Origin of the sequence: Flavobacterium cerinum (genome assembly GCF_024496085.1) — a bacterium.
Taxonomy (GTDB): domain Bacteria; phylum Bacteroidota; class Bacteroidia; order Flavobacteriales; family Flavobacteriaceae; genus Flavobacterium; species Flavobacterium cerinum_A.
In genome coordinates, this window is sequence record NZ_CP101751.1 from 3,106,996 (window position 1) to 3,127,626 (window position 20,631).

At 34.8% G+C, this 20,631-nt stretch carries 20 protein-coding genes, 1 tRNA gene and 1 pseudogene; 5 read left to right on the forward strand and 17 right to left on the reverse strand.

Going from position 1 to position 20,631, the window contains the following annotated elements; all coding sequences use genetic code 11:
* Window positions 1-24: 24 nt before the first annotated feature.
* The 9 genes and pseudogenes from NOX80_RS13875 to NOX80_RS13915 all read right to left on the reverse strand — a co-directional run bounded on the left by NOX80_RS13875 (window position 25) and on the right by NOX80_RS13915 (window position 7,859).
* A complete protein-coding gene (locus tag NOX80_RS13875; RefSeq protein ID WP_256550396.1) occupies window positions 25-1,980 on the reverse strand; it encodes a hypothetical protein in 1,956 nt (651 codons plus the stop codon).
* A 19-nt stretch (window positions 1,981-1,999) separates the two neighbouring features.
* Complete coding sequence (locus NOX80_RS13880; protein WP_256550397.1) at window positions 2,000-3,649, reverse strand: hypothetical protein; 1,650 nt, start codon at window positions 3,647-3,649, stop codon at window positions 2,000-2,002.
* 171 nt (window positions 3,650-3,820) lie between these two features.
* Complete coding sequence (locus tag NOX80_RS13885; protein ID WP_256550398.1) at window positions 3,821-4,504, reverse strand: hypothetical protein; 684 nt, start codon at window positions 4,502-4,504, stop codon at window positions 3,821-3,823.
* 78 nt (window positions 4,505-4,582) lie between these two features.
* Window positions 4,583-5,206 carry a hypothetical protein gene (locus NOX80_RS13890; RefSeq protein WP_256550400.1) on the reverse strand — a complete coding sequence of 208 codons (624 nt, stop codon included), beginning with the start codon at window positions 5,204-5,206 and terminating at the stop codon, window positions 4,583-4,585.
* Between the two features lie 39 nt (window positions 5,207-5,245).
* Window positions 5,246-5,338 (reverse strand): annotated as a pseudogene (locus tag NOX80_RS13895) (DUF3667 domain-containing protein); the annotation flags it as partial.
* Complete coding sequence (locus NOX80_RS13900) at window positions 5,339-6,232, reverse strand: hypothetical protein (RefSeq protein WP_256550401.1); 894 nt, start codon at window positions 6,230-6,232, stop codon at window positions 5,339-5,341.
* A 5-nt stretch (window positions 6,233-6,237) separates the two neighbouring features.
* Window positions 6,238-6,609, reverse strand: coding sequence for a hypothetical protein (locus NOX80_RS13905; RefSeq protein ID WP_256550402.1), 372 nt, complete (start codon window positions 6,607-6,609; stop codon window positions 6,238-6,240).
* Between the two features lie 20 nt (window positions 6,610-6,629).
* Window positions 6,630-7,202 (reverse strand): DUF4738 domain-containing protein, encoded by a 573-nt coding sequence (locus tag NOX80_RS13910; RefSeq protein WP_256550403.1) that lies wholly within the window; start codon window positions 7,200-7,202, stop codon window positions 6,630-6,632.
* A 96-nt stretch (window positions 7,203-7,298) separates the two neighbouring features.
* The gene (locus tag NOX80_RS13915) at window positions 7,299-7,859 is read right to left on the reverse strand and encodes a hypothetical protein (protein WP_256550404.1); all 561 of its coding nucleotides are present in this window, start codon (window positions 7,857-7,859) and stop codon (window positions 7,299-7,301) included.
* A gap of 318 nt (window positions 7,860-8,177) precedes the next feature.
* Here NOX80_RS13915 and NOX80_RS13920 point away from each other — a divergent pair, with 318 nt between their 5' ends.
* Window positions 8,178-8,771, forward strand: a complete 594-nt coding sequence (locus NOX80_RS13920; RefSeq protein WP_256550405.1) for an HD domain-containing protein — start codon at window positions 8,178-8,180, stop codon at window positions 8,769-8,771.
* Window positions 8,772-8,841: 70 nt separating this feature from the next.
* Here NOX80_RS13920 and NOX80_RS13925 read toward each other — a convergent pair whose 3' ends face one another.
* From NOX80_RS13925 to NOX80_RS13945, 5 genes are all read right to left on the reverse strand, one after another.
* Window positions 8,842-9,252 (reverse strand): hypothetical protein, encoded by a 411-nt coding sequence (locus NOX80_RS13925; protein WP_256550406.1) that lies wholly within the window; start codon window positions 9,250-9,252, stop codon window positions 8,842-8,844.
* Between the two features lie 85 nt (window positions 9,253-9,337).
* The gene (locus tag NOX80_RS13930) at window positions 9,338-9,817 is read right to left on the reverse strand and encodes a hypothetical protein (protein ID WP_256550407.1); all 480 of its coding nucleotides are present in this window, start codon (window positions 9,815-9,817) and stop codon (window positions 9,338-9,340) included.
* 26 nt (window positions 9,818-9,843) lie between these two features.
* Window positions 9,844-10,374: a hypothetical protein gene (locus NOX80_RS13935; protein WP_256550408.1), complete on the reverse strand. Its 531-nt coding sequence runs from the start codon at window positions 10,372-10,374 to the stop codon at window positions 9,844-9,846.
* Window positions 10,375-10,554: 180 nt separating this feature from the next.
* On the reverse strand, window positions 10,555-11,094 hold the full coding sequence (locus tag NOX80_RS13940) for a hypothetical protein (protein ID WP_256550410.1): 540 nt from the start codon (window positions 11,092-11,094) through the stop codon (window positions 10,555-10,557).
* A 36-nt stretch (window positions 11,095-11,130) separates the two neighbouring features.
* Window positions 11,131-11,733, reverse strand: a complete 603-nt coding sequence (locus NOX80_RS13945; protein WP_256550411.1) for a hypothetical protein — start codon at window positions 11,731-11,733, stop codon at window positions 11,131-11,133.
* 760 nt (window positions 11,734-12,493) lie between these two features.
* Between NOX80_RS13945 and NOX80_RS13950 the strand changes: the two genes are divergently transcribed.
* From NOX80_RS13950 to NOX80_RS13960, 3 genes are all read left to right on the forward strand, one after another.
* Complete coding sequence (locus NOX80_RS13950) at window positions 12,494-15,892, forward strand: RCC1 domain-containing protein (protein ID WP_256550412.1); 3,399 nt, start codon at window positions 12,494-12,496, stop codon at window positions 15,890-15,892.
* A 453-nt stretch (window positions 15,893-16,345) separates the two neighbouring features.
* Complete coding sequence (locus NOX80_RS13955; RefSeq protein ID WP_256550413.1) at window positions 16,346-17,287, forward strand: AraC family transcriptional regulator; 942 nt, start codon at window positions 16,346-16,348, stop codon at window positions 17,285-17,287.
* Window positions 17,288-17,849: 562 nt separating this feature from the next.
* On the forward strand, window positions 17,850-18,413 hold the full coding sequence (locus NOX80_RS13960) for a hypothetical protein (RefSeq protein ID WP_256550414.1): 564 nt from the start codon (window positions 17,850-17,852) through the stop codon (window positions 18,411-18,413).
* Between the two features lie 119 nt (window positions 18,414-18,532).
* On the opposite strand, the gene NOX80_RS13965 is transcribed toward NOX80_RS13960, so the two are convergent.
* Both NOX80_RS13965 and NOX80_RS13970 read right to left on the reverse strand, forming a co-directional pair.
* Window positions 18,533-19,159: a hypothetical protein gene (locus NOX80_RS13965; RefSeq protein ID WP_256550415.1), complete on the reverse strand. Its 627-nt coding sequence runs from the start codon at window positions 19,157-19,159 to the stop codon at window positions 18,533-18,535.
* A gap of 47 nt (window positions 19,160-19,206) precedes the next feature.
* Entirely contained in the window at window positions 19,207-19,875 is a 669-nt protein-coding gene (locus tag NOX80_RS13970) for a hypothetical protein (protein ID WP_256550416.1), read from the reverse strand.
* A gap of 84 nt (window positions 19,876-19,959) precedes the next feature.
* Here NOX80_RS13970 and NOX80_RS13975 point away from each other — a divergent pair, with 84 nt between their 5' ends.
* The gene (locus NOX80_RS13975) at window positions 19,960-20,427 is read left to right on the forward strand and encodes a hypothetical protein (protein ID WP_256550417.1); all 468 of its coding nucleotides are present in this window, start codon (window positions 19,960-19,962) and stop codon (window positions 20,425-20,427) included.
* A 124-nt stretch (window positions 20,428-20,551) separates the two neighbouring features.
* Here the strand turns inward: NOX80_RS13975 and NOX80_RS13980 are convergent.
* Window positions 20,552-20,629, reverse strand: a tRNA-Val gene (locus tag NOX80_RS13980).
* Window positions 20,630-20,631: the final 2 nt, after the last annotated feature.

Below are 20,631 nucleotides of genomic sequence, written 5' to 3' on the forward strand. Positions count from 1 at the left end.
CTCTTTTGATAGTATCTTTAAAAATTATCTTCCGAGATTAAAGCTAACCGCTAATGCAAAATAGTAACCAAATTTCACTCGTTTTTCAATCAGGTTACTTTCTTCCAGTTCCATTCCGGTAATGTCCACATCATTGTACCGATCTTTAATTGAATTGACTTTTCCGACTGCTAATCCGTATGAAAAATTCACTTTATAATCTTTTCCGAAAATTCCGACTCCCAATCCGCCGGTTGCATATGGTGTAATGTCTTCTTCCAAAGGCACAAAGAAACCGAAGTTAAGCGTAGGTCGTAATTCCGATCCGGTTTTATACGACATATCCAGATTAATCCCGAGTCCGAACGAACCTTGTTTGTTATCGTCCATTTTGGCTTTGGTTTCGGTAACCGCCGGTTGTGTATCGGTGGCCGGAGTGATGATTCGGGTATCTTTATAGATATTATTATTAACCAGATTGGTATAAAACAAAGCCGCTCCGTAATCGACTGAAAATTTACCCATGGTACGGAAGGTTCCTAATGATTTATTGACGGAACCGGTTCCTTTATTCTTTAATGTATATTTGATTTCCACTTCATCTTTAGCCGGAACATCAATTGGAATAGGTGTCAGTAATACATTTTCAGGATGCCAGGCCATAATCTTATTTTTTAAAGGTAAAGCAAATGCATCGAATTCCTCAAGATGCTTTTTATAATAAGCGTCCAGTTCTGTTTTATATTCCGTTACTTCATACAAGTCATTTAGACTGATATAATCGTATGATTTTAAGACAATAATGATATTTTTAAGATAGTTGACTAAAAGCGGTGATTTGGGGTCTTCAGTCACTAAAGAATCTTTTTCCAATGCAGCAGCGTCAGCCGCATCATCGGTGCCTGCTTTTTTACTTTTGGGTACCAAATTTTGCAGTGTTTGGATATCACTTTCATAACTATAATTATCTCCGTTTACTATTATTTCAAAATTTTCCAGTTTGTGAAAGCGGTAACTGTTAATCGCAACCGAAAGATAGCCTTTATTCGGTAAGGTATAAGTTGATTCCAGTTCTCTTATTGCCGAAGTCTTATCGTCTGATTTCTTTTCAAACTGCTTGATTTTCTTTAAACCCGTGTTGTTTCCGTTCAAAACCGTTTTGGGATCCGTATCAATTACTAATATTCTGTTTTTTTTATGGTATTTTTTATCGGTAATAGGTTCTAATTTAAGTAATGGAAAGTCGGTTAATGTTTCACCTAATTCCGTTTCGTCGTCTTCCGTGTTCGTAACTGTTTCTTTAGGAGTATCCGCTTTACCCAGTGAGAACTTGTCACCTTTTAAATCAAAACACGTTGACGGCGTTCCGCTATTATCTTTAAAACATATTTTTTTATCCGCTTTAGAAATCGTATAGGCTACTTTATCCGCTTCGGTACTCCCTAATTGCGTTTCCTTTTTAGTGTCGGAATCAAACATATCCGGTTTTATTGTCACTGCTATTTCGTTAAATGTTCCGTCTTCATACAAATGAATCTGTTTGTATTCATCACCGCCATAAAAAACTACAACTCCTGCATTTGAACTGATAATACTAATGCCCTCTTTTACAAATCGGGGATTTTCAGGGTCTGGTTGTTTTACGAAATAAAGTACAATTTTATCCGCATCGTTTATAGTATTCACATAGAAAGTAACCTTATTTTTATCTTTTTTACAATCCAGTTTATACTTTAATTTCCCTCCTTTTTCGGTGCCTAAATCAACTGTTTTTTCCTCGGCACAATTAGTTGCAGTAAATACCGATTCCTGAACAATATTCTTCGGATCAATTACTTTTCCAAATTTATCGTTTGCATATTCATAAAAACCGATTCTTTTAAAATCGCCTGTCGATTTCGGGAATTCCACTATTGGTTTTCCGCTGTTGACACCTACTTTGATTTGTGCCTGAAGTGTTCCGGTGATTAGAACCACTAAAAAAAGTACTATTTTTTTCATTATATCTGTTTTTGGCTGATTAAACATAATATCGAAACATATAAGCATAATTACTGCTTCTGGCTATTAGTATTCCGGTTGAATATTCCGTTTGTGCATTGTCTTTTTTATTTCTGAAATAGATCACAGAACCACTATCTCCCAATTGTACATTAACAGCATCCGTAACCTGAAGTTTGATCACATTCATGCTGACCGAATTGTTAAACCCTTTATAGTTGATTGAACATTGCGTGTATTGTTGTTTGTTATAAAATTCTTTATACTTACTGATCGCTCCGAACATTCGCATTCTATCCTCAGATCCGTTCCATAAATAGTTATTATTAACCGTCGAACGATAAGTGTCAAATACTGCTTTACTTATGGTACAAATACAAACATCGACACCATAGCCGTTGCTGTTACCAAAACTGTAATCGTCTGTTATAACTCCTTTATCCGGATGAACTTTTCCTCCTATTACAAAACAAACGCTCTTATGCGTAAGCTGATAATCGGTGTTGTTTTCAAAATTTTTAAATTCGGATGCATCGGCAAATACATGGAGATTACTTACCGCATAATATTGGTTTTCCTTTTCGTAAACCCAGAATGAACCTACCGTATTCGGTGAATTCGCATTATAGGCATAACAAACCGGCTTCTTATCCGTTAAATCATCTAAAAGAGCTTCCAGTTTTTCCGTCATTAGCAATATCAGGTAATCCCGGAGATAAAAGGTATTATAGTTAATCACAACCGATCCCTTATTTTGTAAGGCTAATAATTCCTGTTGTGCTTCGGATGTGGTAAATTCCACTTCGATTATCTTTTTAAAAAGTCCGGTTCGCGGATCGGTTATCGTATTTAATCCGTGTGAAACGACTCCTTTAATAGCAGCGATCTCATGAACGTAAGCCATATAAAGTTGTTCGGCAACAGCATATTGGGAAGTATCGGCCAATGCCTGTAGTTTATCGGCACTATCATAGTTTTGATAGGTTTTAGGATCGGAAAGTACTTGTTTTGTATTTTTAAATTTAAACAGTATATCCAGTAAATCGTGCCAGAATTTGGAACCCAGACTTAAAAAAAGCCCGGTAAAAATATAACCTATCGTATTCGTTACAATAGCAGCAAAATTGTTGGATGGATTGGAAAAAACAATCAGAGTAAACGTTAGAATGATCCAGGCGATAAAAGGAAAACGCACATACTTTTGATTGACTTTATCCTGACTTTCCTGAAGTCGGTTAAACATTAAAAGACTTGTCGACCATAAAAAGGTAAGCAAGTATAAAAATCCGAATAAGTGTTTTAGCTCAAGTTTGTTAACATCCCATCCGGTAATCGCAACGGCTTGTTTACTATTTCGTATTTGTTCCGTTATCTCAAAAAAATCGGCATTCGCAAAAGCCGCAATAATAATCCCGATAATGATATTAATAATCTGTATCCGGTATTCCCGTTCTTTTTCCATCGCGGCCGTAGGTTGTTCGTAGGCCAGAATTTTCAGCTCGGTGGAAAGGAAGAATTTCAGTTGCTTCTCGCTGTTAAAATAGATATACGGAATACTGATCCTTTTCCCCTGAAAATGGATTTTTGCAAAGTTTGCAGCTCTTTCGGAGATCAGACTCAACATCATCATGATGATGCTGAATGCGATCAGGAATTCGGTCAGTTCCATAGGTATAATTGAGGCGTTAATTATTAGTAAATTAAGCCATTACACCGATAAATAAAATACCTAATAGTAGGTATTTTTAACATATAAAAGAGTATCGAAACCTGTAACAGGTTTGATCAATATGTTTACTTCAGGCAAATCGTGACGGATATCCTGTCTCAACAGTAACCTTTACTTTATTAGTTTAAAACTATTATTCCTGTATTCGTATCGTGTATTATTGTTTTTGATACGGATGTGTTCACTTCCGGGTTTCAGGATTAAAGAATCTGAATTAAAAGTAAATACGATCGCTTTATCTGATTCTTTAATATTTACCATATTAACCATAAACACCTCCGGATCAATACTTTCCAAATCAATATTTCCGATTTGCTTTATGGTATCATTTTTAATTAAATAAACATCGCCACCATAAGCATACTCATATCCTAATTGACAAATTACAATTATATTTCCGTTTTTATCATTTTTAAAAAAATACGGTTTGTACATAAAAGGATCACCTACTCCTTTCGCTTTGTAGATTATTTCATTTTTATTATTTAGATACAATAAACGATCGCCCCAATCATGGTCCATATCCCCATTATTTGATTCCCCGTTGTCGAGTAAGTCATAAACAACTGCAACAATGTTGTTCCCTATTCTATGGGAATAATTTACATCAAAATCTTTAAGCGTTAGCCCTATACTATCCGGTGTATAAATCCGGTAATTTTCATATTCTTCTTTTAGCTTTACAGGTTTTATTTCTGCCGTTTGAACACTGATCTTGTCTTTTTGATTTTCCTTATCCTGTTTACAAGCTGAAAAAAAGATCATAATACAGCTAATGAATATAATTTTTTTCATAGTTACTCTTAAACCGTTTTTAAATTCTTCTGTTAATGTTTTTTGTTTTTTACGCTGAAAATGCCTGAATATTGTTTATTACTCGACCAAAAATTTATCGGTATATTCAACTATAGAATATCTTAAAATATCATCAATCTCTTTTTGATCCCAATCTTGTTTTTTAAGTTTTTTAACTTCCTTTATATAGTCTTTCGATTGTTTGTAAACTTCAAATTGCCTTGTTTTAAAAACTTCATACGTTTTATAATCAAAGTCTTTCGATTGAATCGATGTACCGTTTTTAATTTCAATCAGAACATAATTTTCGTATGTATTTCCCCTTTCGTGAAGATCTACGAATTCTCCGTGTCCCAATATGATAAAACCACTATACCAGGTTACCAGACGATCTTTCCTTGTGGGTAATATTTTATTGATTATGCTTTTCCATTTACCGGTGCTGACTTCAATTTTAATATCCTCTACAAAAAGCTGATTGTCTATGATTTCGAAGGTAGCAACATAACCTCTCCATAATGCAGTTGACGAATATTTTTCATCCGGACGTTTACTTTCGTGCTTTTCAAAATATTTTTCAAGCGGAAATGTAAGCAGATCGTACTCTTTGTTATTAATAATAATTTTATCCGGGTATTGTATTGTGGCTGATAGTTTTGAAAAACTAATAACTGATACTAAAATTGCTAATAAAACTCTCATAATTGTTTTTTTACATCGAATTTCAATAAAATGTTTTACTCTTTTACCTGCTACATATTCTCTGATACTGTGTCCCGGTCTGGTAAATAATTCTTTTATTGTATAGAAAAATCCGGTATCAAAATGAAATATTTATTTTTTTAGTTGCATTACCTTTTCTAACAACGGTGCCAATCCGTTTTCTGTTATCGTATCATTATTCCAAAAGCTCATGCAACAGCTAACATAATTTCCTCTGACTTCAGCTGCTACATAATAAATGGTCAATGTTTTTCCGCCTGACATTCCGGCCAATAATGACTTTACTCCTGTAAAATCATAAATCACTTTCTTTGCTTTTGTTTCCGTTCCTTCAAATAACACCGCTACTTCTTCTTCTGAAATCACCTTTCCGCCTTTTTTGTTTTTGGTAACCGCAAACTGATTGTCAATTGCTTTTTTTGCACTTTCATATGTTTTATGAACCGACCAATTCATTTCTCCGTAATACGGACATTGTACGGTATTTACATTGGTCCAGTAACAACTATTTCCAAGTTCCAGTTTTCTACCTGCAAAATCAATGCTTTCGATTTTCATAGGTTCAAAAACTTCTTTTGGTATTTCATCATTCAAAATACGATTTACATATTTTCTTTCAAATTCCTTATTTACTTTTCCGAAGTAACCAAACCAAATGACAGTAATCGTTTTATTCGCATTTTCAATGAAATAATAAGAACTGATTTGATCGGTGTTTTCAGCTACATTTTCCGATTTTGTGACACAAACATTATTCTCTTTTAATGTTTCGTCTTTTGCTTTTATAGCACTGTCATTTATTTCATATTTCCTGTACAATTTTTTTAATCCTTTTTCGGAAAACGAATTGCTGAAAGTCTGACTTGAAAATTCAACGCCATCTACATTATAAAAAACGATGGTTTGATTATGTATCGCTTTAAGTCGTTTTGCGAAATCATCATTCTCCTGCGAAAATGACACTGTTGTTATCAGACTAATAATCAAGAAAAATATAGTTTTCATAGCTATTATTTTACGATGTTAAAAATATAAACCGGTTTTCCGTCTTTGCCGACCGTTTTAACCCAATTTTGACCTACTTTGGGATCATTAAATTCCAGACCATCCGTTGGAAAAATAGTAAACTGCGTAAACCATTTTTCCGGGCTAACATCATTTCTGAGCGCTACTTTTCTGGCCAACACACTATCGTTTGGTTTAACTGTAAAATTCTGATTAATAACGTAAGGTCCGCTTTGGGAAAATTTGGTTACCGAAGCATCAAAACTAACCGATTTATCGGATGTGTTTTTTACATAAAATGTACTCATTGTATAATTTCCGCAACTCATAAGAATTAGCGGTAAAAGAACAAATAGTATTTTTCTTATTTTCATCATCGTCTGTTAGTTGGTTTTACTTAATCCTCAGATTCATAATCGATCCATTCCAGTTTAAAGCTTCCGTTTTTGTTGACTTTTAAATAAAAGTCATTTTCAAAATCAGTATTCGGAATTAATAATGTGGTTTTAAAAATAAGTGTATCTGTACCCTCTTCCATACGGTTAAACACAAAGTCTTTCATGATTGCACTACGCAACAAATCGTAAAATGTTCCTTCCGGCAAATCCGTTTTTCTGAATGTTTTATTGAAAAAAGGAACTCCGTTTTTTTTAATCGTGATTTTTGATTCCATCTCCGGATAAAAACTCTGAACTACAATTGAATCACTAATTCTTATATTCTGCCTAACATACTCTTCCGTATTTTTATTATTAATTCTAATTTCATAATTCCCTACAATCGTATCTTCTGTAATATTATAGGTCACATACTGATTTCTTCGAATGGTATCCGTTTTTACAGTATTATTTTTAATTTCTTTTTCCTTAGCAACGTTCCGATTTTCATTTTCAGATTTACTTTTAGTACAACTTGAAAGAAAGAAAAGCGTATTAATTAATAAAATCGGAATTAGAGGGTGTATTTTCATAAAATTTCTTAATGCGATGCGATTTCGTTTTTATCAAACTTCAAAAAGAGAAACAAACAATTTTACAAGCTGCTTTTAGTGCTCATTTTATCAACCTTATTCCGGCTGACTGTCTTCTTTTCGATACAATAATAAAGCCAGGCCTAAAGAAAAAAGCAGGCAACTCAGTAGCATATATATTCCGTTTTTCATTATAAAAAAGGAATAACCGATTGCCGGCGCGCCAAGTATCACCATTAGGGCTTTTAGCGTATGCGTTTTAATAAAGTTTGCCGCATGAACCGCTAATCCGATAAAAAGTAAGGAAGGTCCGATAATGATAAAAGGAAATAAAATGGAAGGCGTATTGCTTATGTGTTCGCTTAATTGCATTCTGGCATTATCATCGTCTCCGAAACTCCACATGATAAAGTCGATAGTACAAAGTCCGATATGCGCAATAACACCTAATGCCGTTAGAAAAGAGGCAACCGTATTCAAATTGTTTTTCGGAAATACTTTATTAAATGAAAGTAGTAATACTGCTCCGATTAAGTTAAACCAATGGGCAAAATCGATAGGTTTCTGAAAAAAGGCAAGCTTAGCACCTTGAGAAAACAGAACATAACTAACAACGAAAAACAATAACCCGATTAAACAAACACTTTTTGGCTTCATAATTTTTTCCAATAGACAATTATTTTAAATATAGTTGATACTTTGAAACCGTTACGAAAACGGCAGCGGATTTTCCTACGCCAATATACAACTTTCCCGGTTCGATCAAACGAAAAACTACTTTTACTTAATTAGCGTATTAATAAGGGTTTTCTTAATACCCCGATCAAATTGAAATCATTTCGAATCTTAAACTGTCAATAAAAGAAATATTCAGCGATAAAGAGTGCAATACTAAATGTTAATCTGATGTTGTCTTTTGTGCCGATTATACCATAACAACTATCTTTGTTCTCTTAATTAAAAAACGGTTGGAAGATGTTTTCAGATACGCTATTAAAACAAATTGATTTTATAAAAGAAATCGATAAGATTAAATACATACAACGTAAAACAAAGCTTTTCAATAGTGATCGCCGTGAAAACGATGCGGAACACAGCTGGCATCTGGCGATGATGGCTATTGTGCTTTCCGGGCATTCCAACGAACCGGTAGATCTCCTTAAAGTAATAAAAATGGTACTTATTCATGACATCGTGGAAATTGATGCCGGTGATACTTTTATATACGATACACAGAAGAACCATACGAATACCGATGAAGAACGACTGGCTGCCAATCGTATTTTCGGGATACTCCCTAAAGAACAGGCGGAGGAATTAATTGCTATCTGGGAGGAATTCGAATTAGGTGAAACGGCTGAAGCAAAATTTGCTAAATCAATGGACCGACTGGAACCGTTGTTACAAAACAGTTCCAATAACGGCGGTACTTGGAAGGAACCGGGAGTAACTTATAAAAAGGTATTTGCTAAAAAAAGAACGATTAAAGAGGGAGCAGAAAGTATCTGGCCTTATGCTGAATCACTAATTAATGAAGGCGTTAAAAAAGGATTTTTAAAGGAGGAATAAGGTAAACATCGGCAATTGTTTTTTACAAACTTTCTGCGCAAGCTTTGCTTAGTACTATTTCATTAGTAGGTTAAACACGGATATTAATTAAGTTTTTTTCTTCCTGTGTCAGGTTTTTAAGCCGGATCTCAACGTTTGTTGATGTGACACTCGATTCACCAAACTCAATATGAACAGCATTCCCAAAAGAATTTAAATTAAATCGTTTCAATTTTCCGATACCACTTACTGAATTATCGTTTATAAGGAAAAAATTAATGTAAATCTTATATTTTCCTATGTTATAAAAAGGAATTATTACCAGACCATTTTCCAGAAAAATTAAATCACATTTTTTAAAACGATAACCTGTATTTCTTCTTCCGGATATAAACGTCTCACTCTTTACCGATTTTTTCTGATATAGAATTTTATCCTTAAAATTGACATAAAGTTCTTCCAGTTGTTTAATTACGTTGTCATTTCTTCTTTTTTGAGTCAAAAAAAACAGTATGACTAGTATTACAATAATTATATAAGAATAGAGTATCATCTTTTTTGTGTGCTATACGTTGTTTACAGTAATTTTATCTGTATCGCTTCCAATCAGAAAAATAACTGAACGGGACAAAACCGCAGTCTTTCAATTTTGATCGTACTTTATTTTTGATTTCTTTGTAATTTGAAAAATGGAATTCCGAAATGTGAACTAAAACTTTATTGTCTTTTATTAAATACAGAATCTCATAGCTTTTCCCTCCTTTAGAAGTTTCAAATGTCGTTTCAAAACCATCTAAATCTTTGAATTTAATTTTCAGTTCCGATTGCAAAATATTTTTTACAACAATTTCGTTATCGGATAAATTCACTGAAATTACTCTTCGTAGTATTACTACAAATAAAAACAAACACGTAATTAGCATAAGTGAACCTACAAATAAAAACTTGATATTATAATTTTCTCCGAAAGCCTCTCCCCTTTTAATAAAAAGATAAACTGGAAGAATTAGGGTCGGAATGATCAAACCGACTTGAATATAAGCTTGATATGTTAATTTAGATTTCAATGCTTAACAAATGTATTTTTAAATTATTATTTATTTCTTTGATTCTCTTTCTTATAGAATAACCGCGGAAAAGTAGCCTCCAGTTCTCCTTTTTTGATCAGTTCGGCAACCTCTTCCTCACTCCATTCATACGGATAATCTACTCCTTTAGCAATACCGATTATTTCCATCGTATCCAAAGCGGTAGTAATGATATTCTCAAAAGCAGTTTCATGAGGCTCAAATATATAATCTCTTGTTGTAATGGCAATATATTCAATAGTTCTGTTATCTAATGATCGAAACTCAACTCCAATATCATAGGGAGCCAATCCTTCAAATTTTTCTTTACTGCCTCTATAATTTACTAATCCGCCGGTTCTGTGATTTCTAAGCTTTTCAATAGCCTCATCCCTTTCTTGTTTTGACTCCGGATAAATGGATTCAGATTCAAATATATAATCTTCACCATCATCTGTATCGATATCGCAAAGAATAACAGAATCGAATGGTTCTTCTTCAAATTCAAAGTTATTTTTCCTGAAAACGGCATCCATCTTATCAAATACGTCTTTCATATTTGACGGCGGAACGACTATTACTATAACCTGGCTAAAATGAGACATTTTCTATTTTGAATTTCTTTTAATTGTTTAGCAAGAATGCCTTTATTATCAAAACCCATGCTTGTGCGAGCGTCTCGCTCGTGCAGAAACCGGATTCACGAGCGAGACGCTCGCGCCAGCAGAAAGGCTTTATTATTTCAAATCGATTCCATCAACATACGTTTCGATATTTTTTGTTTTAAGATAGAAAACATAATTCTTTAAATCCTCTCTTTTTTCGCGATCTTCAATAACAAATCGTTGTGTTATAATACCGGTTGTTGTTTTAATTTCAATTTTGTTGTTTGCTCCTTCACTACTTCTGTTATAACCTCTTGTTCTTACTGCTCTTAAATGTATTTTTTTTACTTTTTGTAGATCAATACAATTCTCATTGATCTCAATACTATTTTCTGTTAATCTTATCTTTCCTGTAATATGATAAAGCGCATCAATATTGCAATTGAGTGCCCTGTAAATACTAATCATAAAAGCTATGATTCCAAATATCAGTAGTATTGCTACCAGCACTGCGATAAGATTACTAAACGGAATATTATTTTTTTGTAAAATCATCAGTATAAAAGCACCCAAAAACCCTGAAACAGTTATACAATCCAAGATTTTAGGGATTCTTTTTCGCTTTCCGTGCGCCAGTAATTCGATTGTTATTTTTGATTTTTCAATTTCCATTTAGTTGCTATAACTTAAAAATACTTTATAATTCTTTTAATCATTTACCGTTTTTTCAAATCTGCTTAATGTTTCGGCATATTTTTCCTGATGGTACGACCAGTCTTTGTCCGGGAAAAGCAACGGGAGTGTTTTTGCAGCCACGCGCATGTCTTCTAAAACCTCTTCAATCCGTGGAATTTTCGCAGTGATGTCGATGTAAAAATATTGCCATCCTTTAAAACCGTAATTTTCAAATAAAAGTTCCATGTAGCGATAATAATCGAAATTAAGTTTTACGTACCAATCACGTCTAAAAAATACAATAGGAGGCGGAAATGTACTTCCTGGTCCTTGTATGATAAAACACCCTCTCATAGAATCGTCTACCCCTTTCGGAAGGTTTTCGAACCTTTGCAATTTTTTTGAAAAATCTTCCTCCCCACTTACATTAGTACTCTCGTTAAAATACTCATCTCCAAAATCACAGATGGACTCCGAGGGGCTGTTCAGTACGAAACCGCCTCTTAATGTAGTTTCATTCCGCAATTTTAATTGGCTATCCCAATTCAATTTTACGGAACAAAAATTATAATACTCAAGATCTTTTTCAAGTAAAGTGATATTCTCCTCGGCGAATTCTTTTTTTCGCCGTTCCATAAACCTTTCGGAGGCGCTTCGACTCTATAATAATTTTGCTCGCTGTATTTCCCTAATTCGATATTGGGATTGTTTTGAAGTTCTTCCAGGCATTTCAGGAATTTTTCTGTAATGGTCATATTGTTGTTTTGTTTTATCTTTTTAATAATGTTTTATCTAAGCATTCTGTAATTTGTCGGCTTATCGCGAATAAGTCATAAGTCGGTTTACTTTATGCAAATCGGATTCATGGTTAACGTTTATCCGCTGCAATGTAGGAATTTGCAGCTAAAAAATTCCACTGTCCAAAAATAGAAAGATAATAATTGAAATTTTATTGGAATGTACGAACGTAACAGTTAAATGTGTAAGCGTAGGTTATAAGTATAAAACCGTACTCGTTTACCCTCTTTATCATCGCGAGCATCTTGCTCTTGAATACAATTTTTCTGCAACAATACCATACAATCTTCCCTTGTTGGCACGAGTCGGTAGCTTGTCAACATTTATACGCTCAGCGCTCGACTTGATTTTTAGAAAACTGTCGGATTTTATTATCGCTGCCGGATCTCACTAAATAACCCGGTTATTGTAAGTATTTTCATTTTTAAAACATATCCCGAAAGAACGAATATCCCGTAATAGTTTACAGTAATTCACTTATAGGTCGCAATTGTTCATTGGCTCCGATTTTTTCTTGCTTTTGAACTATCATTGCAACCTATTATTGATTTTCAAATATTAATAGCAATCGTAAATTAATTAACCCGCAATACCAAACATGAAAAGAATAATTACAATTTTATTGATGTCACTAAGTCTACAGTTGTCAGCACAATGTATTCAAAAGGCCGGCGCAGGATCATCCTCCACTTTTGTAATCAAAGCAGACGGAACACTTTGGGCTTGGGGTAGAAATAACTACGGCCAATTGGGAATCGGCAATCTTGTCAATACTCCGGCAAAAACTAAAGTCGGTACTGCTTCAAACTGGCAGAGCATAGAAGGCGGCCAATTTCATACAGTCGCCATAAAAGCAGACGGGTCACTTTGGACATGGGGTTATAATGCCAGCGGCCAGTTAGGACTTAATAATACCACTAACAAAAACATCCCAACTCAAGTATCCTCAAGTAATATCTGGGCTAGCGTAGCTGCCGGATATGACCATACGGTGGCGATTACGAATGATGGAACCCTGTATGCCTGGGGACTCAACGATCATGGCCAGTTAGGTGACGGTAGCAGTAGCAACAGGACCACTCCCCGATTTATCGGAACGGGTTGGAAGAGTGTTTCCGCAGGAAGCAATGTCACAATCGCTATAAAAACGGATGGAACACTTTGGGGTTGGGGCGAAGGTAGTCAGGTTGGTGATGGTACGACTACCGACAAATATTCACCTGTTCAGCTTGGAACAGACACTAATTGGAAGAGCGTAAGCCGTGGTGTAAGTCATACCTTAGCCGTAAAAACGGATGGAACACTTTGGGCTTGGGGAACGAACGGACGTGGTCAATTAGGTAACGGTACTACTTCCGGAGGCTCACTACCTACGCAAGTGGGAACCGAAACCAACTGGGAAAGCGCTAAAGCAGGTTTTTTCTTCAGTATCGGAAAGAAAACCGACGGTACGATATGGTCGTGGGGACAAGGTACTTACCATCAATTGGGCTTAGGAGCAAGCACTGCGAATGTATTGGTTCCTACCCAAATTGGCACTGAAAATGACTGGCATACCATTTCAGTAGGTACAAGTTCACTATTTGCCGGAGCTATAAAAAATGATGGTTCTTTCTGGGCCTGGGGCTATAACAATTACTCGCAATTGGGTGACGGGCTTACGGCGCAACTGCAAGTACCGACATTCATTATCTGTCCGGGAAGTACAAGCATAACGGAAACCGCTTGTGACAGCTATACATGGGCAGATACCGGAATAACTTACACTACAAGCGGAGTGTATATCAATTCGGTTACCAATAATGAATTGCATTTAACAATCAACAACAGTACAACATCAACTGCAACCGAGACGGCTTGTGATAGTTATACCTGGGCGGAAAACGGAACAACTTATACAACAAGCGGAACCTACACCAACGTTACAACTAACGCTTCCGGATGTACAAACACCGCAACACTAAATCTTACGATCAATAATAGTACGACATCAACTGCAACCGAAACGGCTTGCGACAGTTATACATGGGCGGAAAACGGAACAACTTACACAACAAGCGGAACCTACACCAATGTTACAACTAACACTTCCGGATGTACAAACACCGCAACGTTAAATCTTACGATCAACAACAGTACGACATCAAGCGTGACTGAAACGGCTTGTGATAGCTATACTTGGGCGGAAAACGGAACAACTTACACAACCAGCGGAACCTACACCAACGTTACAACGAACCCTTCCGGATGTACGAACACCGCAACGTTAAACCTTACGATTAACAACAGTACGACATCAAATGTTACCGAAACAGCTTGTGATAGTTATACCTGGGCGGAAAACGGAACAACTTATACAACAAGCGGAACCTACACCAACGTTACAACTAATGCTTCCGGATGTACGAACACTGCAACGTTAAACCTAACAATTAATAATAGTACGACATCAAATGTTACCGAAACAGCTTGTGACAGTTATACCTGGGCGGAAAACGGAACAACTTATACAACAAGCGGAACCTACACCAACGTTACAACTAATGCTTCCGGATGTACGAACACTGCAACGTTAAACCTAACAATTAATAATAGTACGACATCAAATGTTACCGAAACAGCTTGTGACAGTTATACCTGGGCGGAAAACGGAACGACATATACAACAAGCGGAACCTACACCAATGTTACAACTAACACTTCCGGATGTACGAACACTGCAACGTTAAACCTGACAATCAACAGCAGTACAACATCAACTGCAACCGAAACGGCTTGTGACAGTTATACCTGGGCGGAAAACGGAACAACTTATACAACAAGCGGAACCTACACCAATGTTACAACGAACACTTCCGGATGTACGAATACTGCAACGTTAAACCTTACGATTAACAACAGTACGACATCAACTGCAACCGAGACGGCTTGTGACAGTTATACCTGGGCGGAAAACGGAACAACTTATACAACAAGCGGAACCTACACCAATGTTACAACGAACACTTCCGGATGTACGAATACTGCAACGTTAAACCTTACGATTAACAACAGTACGACATCAACTGCAACCGAGACGGCTTGTGACAGTTATACCTGGGCGGAAAACGGAACAACTTATACAACAAGCGGAACCTATACCAACGTTACAACTAACCCTTCCGGATGTACGAACACCGCAACGTTAAACCTGACAATCAACAACAGTACGACATCAACTGCAACCGAAACGGCTTGTGATAGTTATACCTGGGCGGAAAACGGAACGACATATACAACAAGCGGAACCTACACCAACGTTACAACTAACGCTTCCGGATGCACAAACACCGCAACGTTAAATCTGACAATCAACAACAGTACGACATCAAGTGTGACCGAAACGGCTTGTGATAGTTATACCTGGGCGGAAAACGGAACAACTTATACAACAAGCGGAACTTATACCAACGTTACAACTAATACTTCCGGATGTACCGACACGTCAATATTAAATTTAATCATAAACAATTCAGAATCTCCAGTTGGTGAATCGTCCCAGATAATAACCGGCAATGCAACAATCGCTGATATTGTTATCAGTCCGTCAACTGTTGTTTGGTATGCATCTGAATCGGATGCAATATCGCATACTAATCCGCTGAGCAGTACTACAGCTTTGGTGAACGATGCTACTTATTACGCAGTCAATACGACTAGTCAAGGCTGTAGCAGCGCACCATATCCGGTAACGGTTTCAGTTACATTGGCTACGAATTCTTTTGATGATACACAGTTTAGCTTTTATCCGAATCCTACTTCGAACGTACTGTACCTTAAATATGACCGTACAATTAATACTATAAGTGTAAATAATGTATTGGGTCAGGAAGTATATGCCAAATCGCTAAATGCGAAAGATGGTGTAGTAGATTTTTCGAATTTACCATCAGGAAATTACTTTGTTAGGGTAACTAGTGGTGATTTCGTGAAAATTATTACAATTATAAAAAGATAAAACAAATTGTTAATTACAAAAAATCCCAAATTCCGATAAGAGTTTGGGATTTTTTTATTGATTTCCCTGAATGGAATTTGATGCAAAATAAATTTATTTTATTGGCAGAAGCGGATGAAAACGATTCATTAAGAACAGCTAACTTGGCTTTTTCTTTGTGGAGTGTCAGGGACTGTAATCGAACACTTAATTCCAATCTTAACTTTTTTTGAAAACTTAAAACAGGCTTTTAAAGAATTAAAAATCCTTTTGATATTTTTTACTTTTAAAAGTAACTGTAAACAGGTGATATTAGTTCGAGACCATTCATAAGCCTTTACTTTATAAACAAATTAACTTGCTCTAAAAGATGACTTTAAAAACATACAGTTTTATAATACATCTTAACTTTGTATATGCTAATTTGCACAAACGAATAAAATGTAACTAAGGAGACATTACAGATTAATAAACATGACAAAAGAAGAGTCTATCAAAGAGTATTGCTTTAGAATCAATAAAAGCATAGATTATATTAAAGAAAATCTTCATGAAGAACTCTCTTTAGAAAAACTGGCTGGTCTTTCCAATTTTTCAAAATTTCATTTTCATAGAATTTTTAAATCCGTAACGGGAACGACTATTAATGAGTTTATTAAAAATGCAAAAATAGAAAGAGCTCTATTTTTCTTAATGAACAATCAGTCAAAAACTATGAACGAAATTGCTAATGACTGTGGTTTTTCAAGTCTTTCCTCTTTTTCAAGGAGTTTTCGTGAAATCAAACAGATAACACCAAGTGAATGGAAAAAACTTTATAATAATAGCAATATTGGTATAACAGATAGCAATATTGGAAAAATGCAGTCCGAAATCGAAAGCTACCTTGCACTCAAATTAAATAATTTAAAAAAGATTGAAATGAGTGAAATTGTAAAACTTGATTTTGAAATCAAAAAGTTGGAAGAGTTTAATGTTATTTATATCAGAAACCTCAATATCAATAATCATGACAGCGAAACATTTGGAAAAATGTTTGAGCAGCTTTTTAGCTGGGCCACTCCAAGAAATTTAGTTAATTTTCCTGAAACCAAAGCATTAACCGTTTATCGAAGCAATGCTAATTTATCCGGAATGCTCCAGGCTGATGTTTGTTTGTCTGTTCCTGAAGGAATCGTTGGAGAAGGATTAATTGGCAATACAAGAATAAGCGGAGGATTATATGCTATTTTCCATAAAGAAGCACCAATATCTGAATGCTTCAAAACATGGAATTACATTTACGAAGTATGGTTTGAAGAAAACGGTTACCAACCGGATAATAGAAATTTCTTTCTAAGTCATTTAAATGATCCTAAATTACATCCTGAAAATCTTCATATTATTGACATTTACATACCAATTAAGTTATTGTGAGAATTGTGATATGCAAGCTTTAATAAAATCAAATTAAATTTTATGAAATTGTCATTTATTGTATCATTCTCTTTGACAGATAATGGTTTACGATTTAATTTTAGACTGAAGTATCTCTAAGAGAATTTAAAAAATATTTAAATCAAGGTCTTTATTGAAAGAAAAAAACGATAAAAAAATAAAGCCACTGTAAGACAGCCCCTTTATTTGTTTTTCTGTGGGCGATGAGGGATTCGACCCCCCGCCCCCCCCTTGCTGGCGCGAGCGTCTCGCTCGTGCAGAAACTATATTCACGAGCGAGACGCTCGCGCCAGCAGGGGGAACATTAAATTGTTCCAGATTAAAATTGCACAAAATTGTAGAATAATATTACTGCACACAACAGCAGTCACGGCTTATTACTAGATTTCATAAACCGGAAAATTTTTTCCTCACGAAAAAATTCTATCTTAGTGGAGAAAACTCGTTTCGCTTAACCGCAACAAGCCGTGGCTGCGAAACGTTATGCGATATGCTAAGAACTTGCTGATTAAAACTAAGCAATTAACCTAAAAACGCATTTATGAAATTTTTTAAATTTTTATTTACTTTATTTGGATTGTTACTTTTAGCTGGTTGTCGACTTGAAAATGCACCTAAAGGTTTAATGATAGATTATCCATATTTTATAACCAAAGATTCAATGTTTGTTAAAAAAATAATGGTTCCAAAGGGAACCGAGTTAATTTATCAAGAGGATGGTTTTAACAAAGGTAAACAAGAAAAAATTTTGAACGAAGAAAATCTCAAGACAATAAAACTTCACAATGGTGCAACAATCGATTGGGGAGGCGTACCCGTTTATGAAATTGAACTTTTTTTTAATACCAAGATGCATGGATTTACAGTTTATGCAAACTTTTACAGATTGAGTAAAGACAAAAAAACTAAATTTTCCGAGTTATGGCAAAGCTGTAATGATGGATTAGGTGTGACTGTAAAAAATCTTAATGATTGGTCTTTTAATCCTAAAAACATCTCTGATATTGAAAGTTGTAGTGTAAGCTACCAGCGATATTTCAAAGAAGATGCAAAGCAGCAAAAATTTTTGGATTCTATTTATAATGAAGTAACTAAAAAAAAATAAAGCTAAACTAATAAGCACATCGCATAACAGCGGTTAAACCCTTGCTGGCGCGAGCGTCTCGCTCGTACACAAACTATATTCACGAGCGACACACTCGCTCCAGCAGGGGATCGTAATTTTTAATCTACAGCTTCTCTTCCTTTTTTGTAAATACCCAAACTTCTTGTTTTTATAAATCCATCTTTTTGAATTTTTATATCAATTAATTCTTTGCTTAATGGATATTGATGATATTTCATTAAACGTAATTGATAGCCATTTTCAATTTTTTTATATTGACTCGCTTTCAATTCAGTGTCTAATTGATAACCATAAGTATGAGCCAAAAGTATAGCCTCTTCTAAGTTATCTATTTCACCAATAAAATTTCTAAATTCTTCATCGGTTCGGATATATTTTACTTTTTGGTTCACAATAGTTGTCACATAATTACAGCGATAACTCGGATGTCCCCCTTCAAATATTCCATATGGTTCAAATTTTTGAGTTATTTCTTTTTTCAATAAAGTATCACCACCTTCCTTTAGGATTGTTCGACTAATTTTCTGGTCACCATAGCTTTCATGGTAAGATGAATAGGCCCAATATTGAAAATTATCATTTGGTACAATTTTCTTCCCGATACTATCTAAATAATTATATTTCAAACTGTAGTCTATTTTTCGAAATTTTGTGTCGCTTTTTTCAATCTCTTCTTTTTTTGAACAAGAAATTAATAAAACTAAAAGTATAAATGTAATCCTCATTTTTAAGATTTTTTAGAGTCATGTCGAAAAACGTTTCCCCTTGTTGGTTACAGGCTGTTACCAGAAGCTGACCTTTCTTTTTCTAATCTTTTTCTTTCAAGCAAAATAGCATTTGATAAATCTTTCTGAAAATGATTTTTATAATATTTATAATAATCACGGTTACGAGTATGTTTATATCCCAATTTCATTTCAAAAATTATCTGATCATTTATTTCGACTACAAGAGCTTGCATTTCCGCAGGTTTTGGAATTACTGTGTATGCTGATTTGGTACGCAATTTTCCATCAAAGTTTACGTAAGTATACATCGCAAAATAAACATCCGCAATCGTAAGCACTTTATTTTTTAGATTTTTATTGTTTGGCAAATAGGCTTTCGACAATACATTAAGTCTTGAAACTTTACGTATAAGAGTATCATAGTCAATCATTTTAATAAAACTCTCCTTGTACTTTGCTAATGCTTGCAAATTTTTAGGTGGTTCTTTTCGGTTTGCAAGAACTTCAACTTTTTCTTCCATATCTTTAAAAAGTAAAAACAATCCTTTGTAATGAGAATCTAAAAAACTTAGTATTTCAAGAACCTCTTCGAGTTTACCTAATCTTAATTGTTTTTTTAAATTTTGCCTCGTAAAGTAAATACTAATGATTGAAATAGCAATTGCTATAGACGAAAACACAATAGGAATAATTTTATAAATATCGATTTCCATAATTATTATAAAGGTTTTTTCCAATCTCTAGTAACGTTCTCACATTACAGCAGGCTTAGGACTAAATTAAGTTTATCTTCGGATTTGCCAAATAATCCACTTTGCTGGCATAAAGGAAAAGGAGAAGAAGATCTAAGAGATTTTGGCTTAATGATGCTTGAATCGAGATATGAAAGTGCAGTTGCAGTTGGTGAAGCCTTTAACAAGGAAGGCAAAACAGATATTATTCTGAAATCAGATAATGGAAGTAATCTTTTTGTTGCTGAGTGCAAAGTCTGGCATGGGGCAGTACAATTTCATGAAGCTATTGATCAGCTTTTTGGCTATCTTACATGGAGAGATACAAAGTCAACTTTGATATTTTTTGTACGCAATGCAGACTTTACAAGTGTCCTCGCTAAAATTAAAGAAGAGGCGCAGAAGCATCCCCTTTTTATGGAGTATGTCGGCGATAGAGCGGAAACAAATTTTTCTTTCAATTTTAAACACAAAGAAGATGGAGAAAGAGTAATCAAAATTGAGATAATGGCATTTTCATTTCCAGCTAACTAATTATTTGACGATTACTACTTTAGAATTAAAAAAGGAACTCATTAATTTAAGCTATAATTGTTGTACTTATGTTGTACCAAAATAAAAGCCCCGCAAGGAAATCCTTGCGGGGCTTGTGTTTTCTTGGTGGGCGATGAGGGGTTCGAACCCCCGACCCCCTCGGTGTAAACGAGGTGCTCTGAACCAGCTGAGCTAATCGCCCTA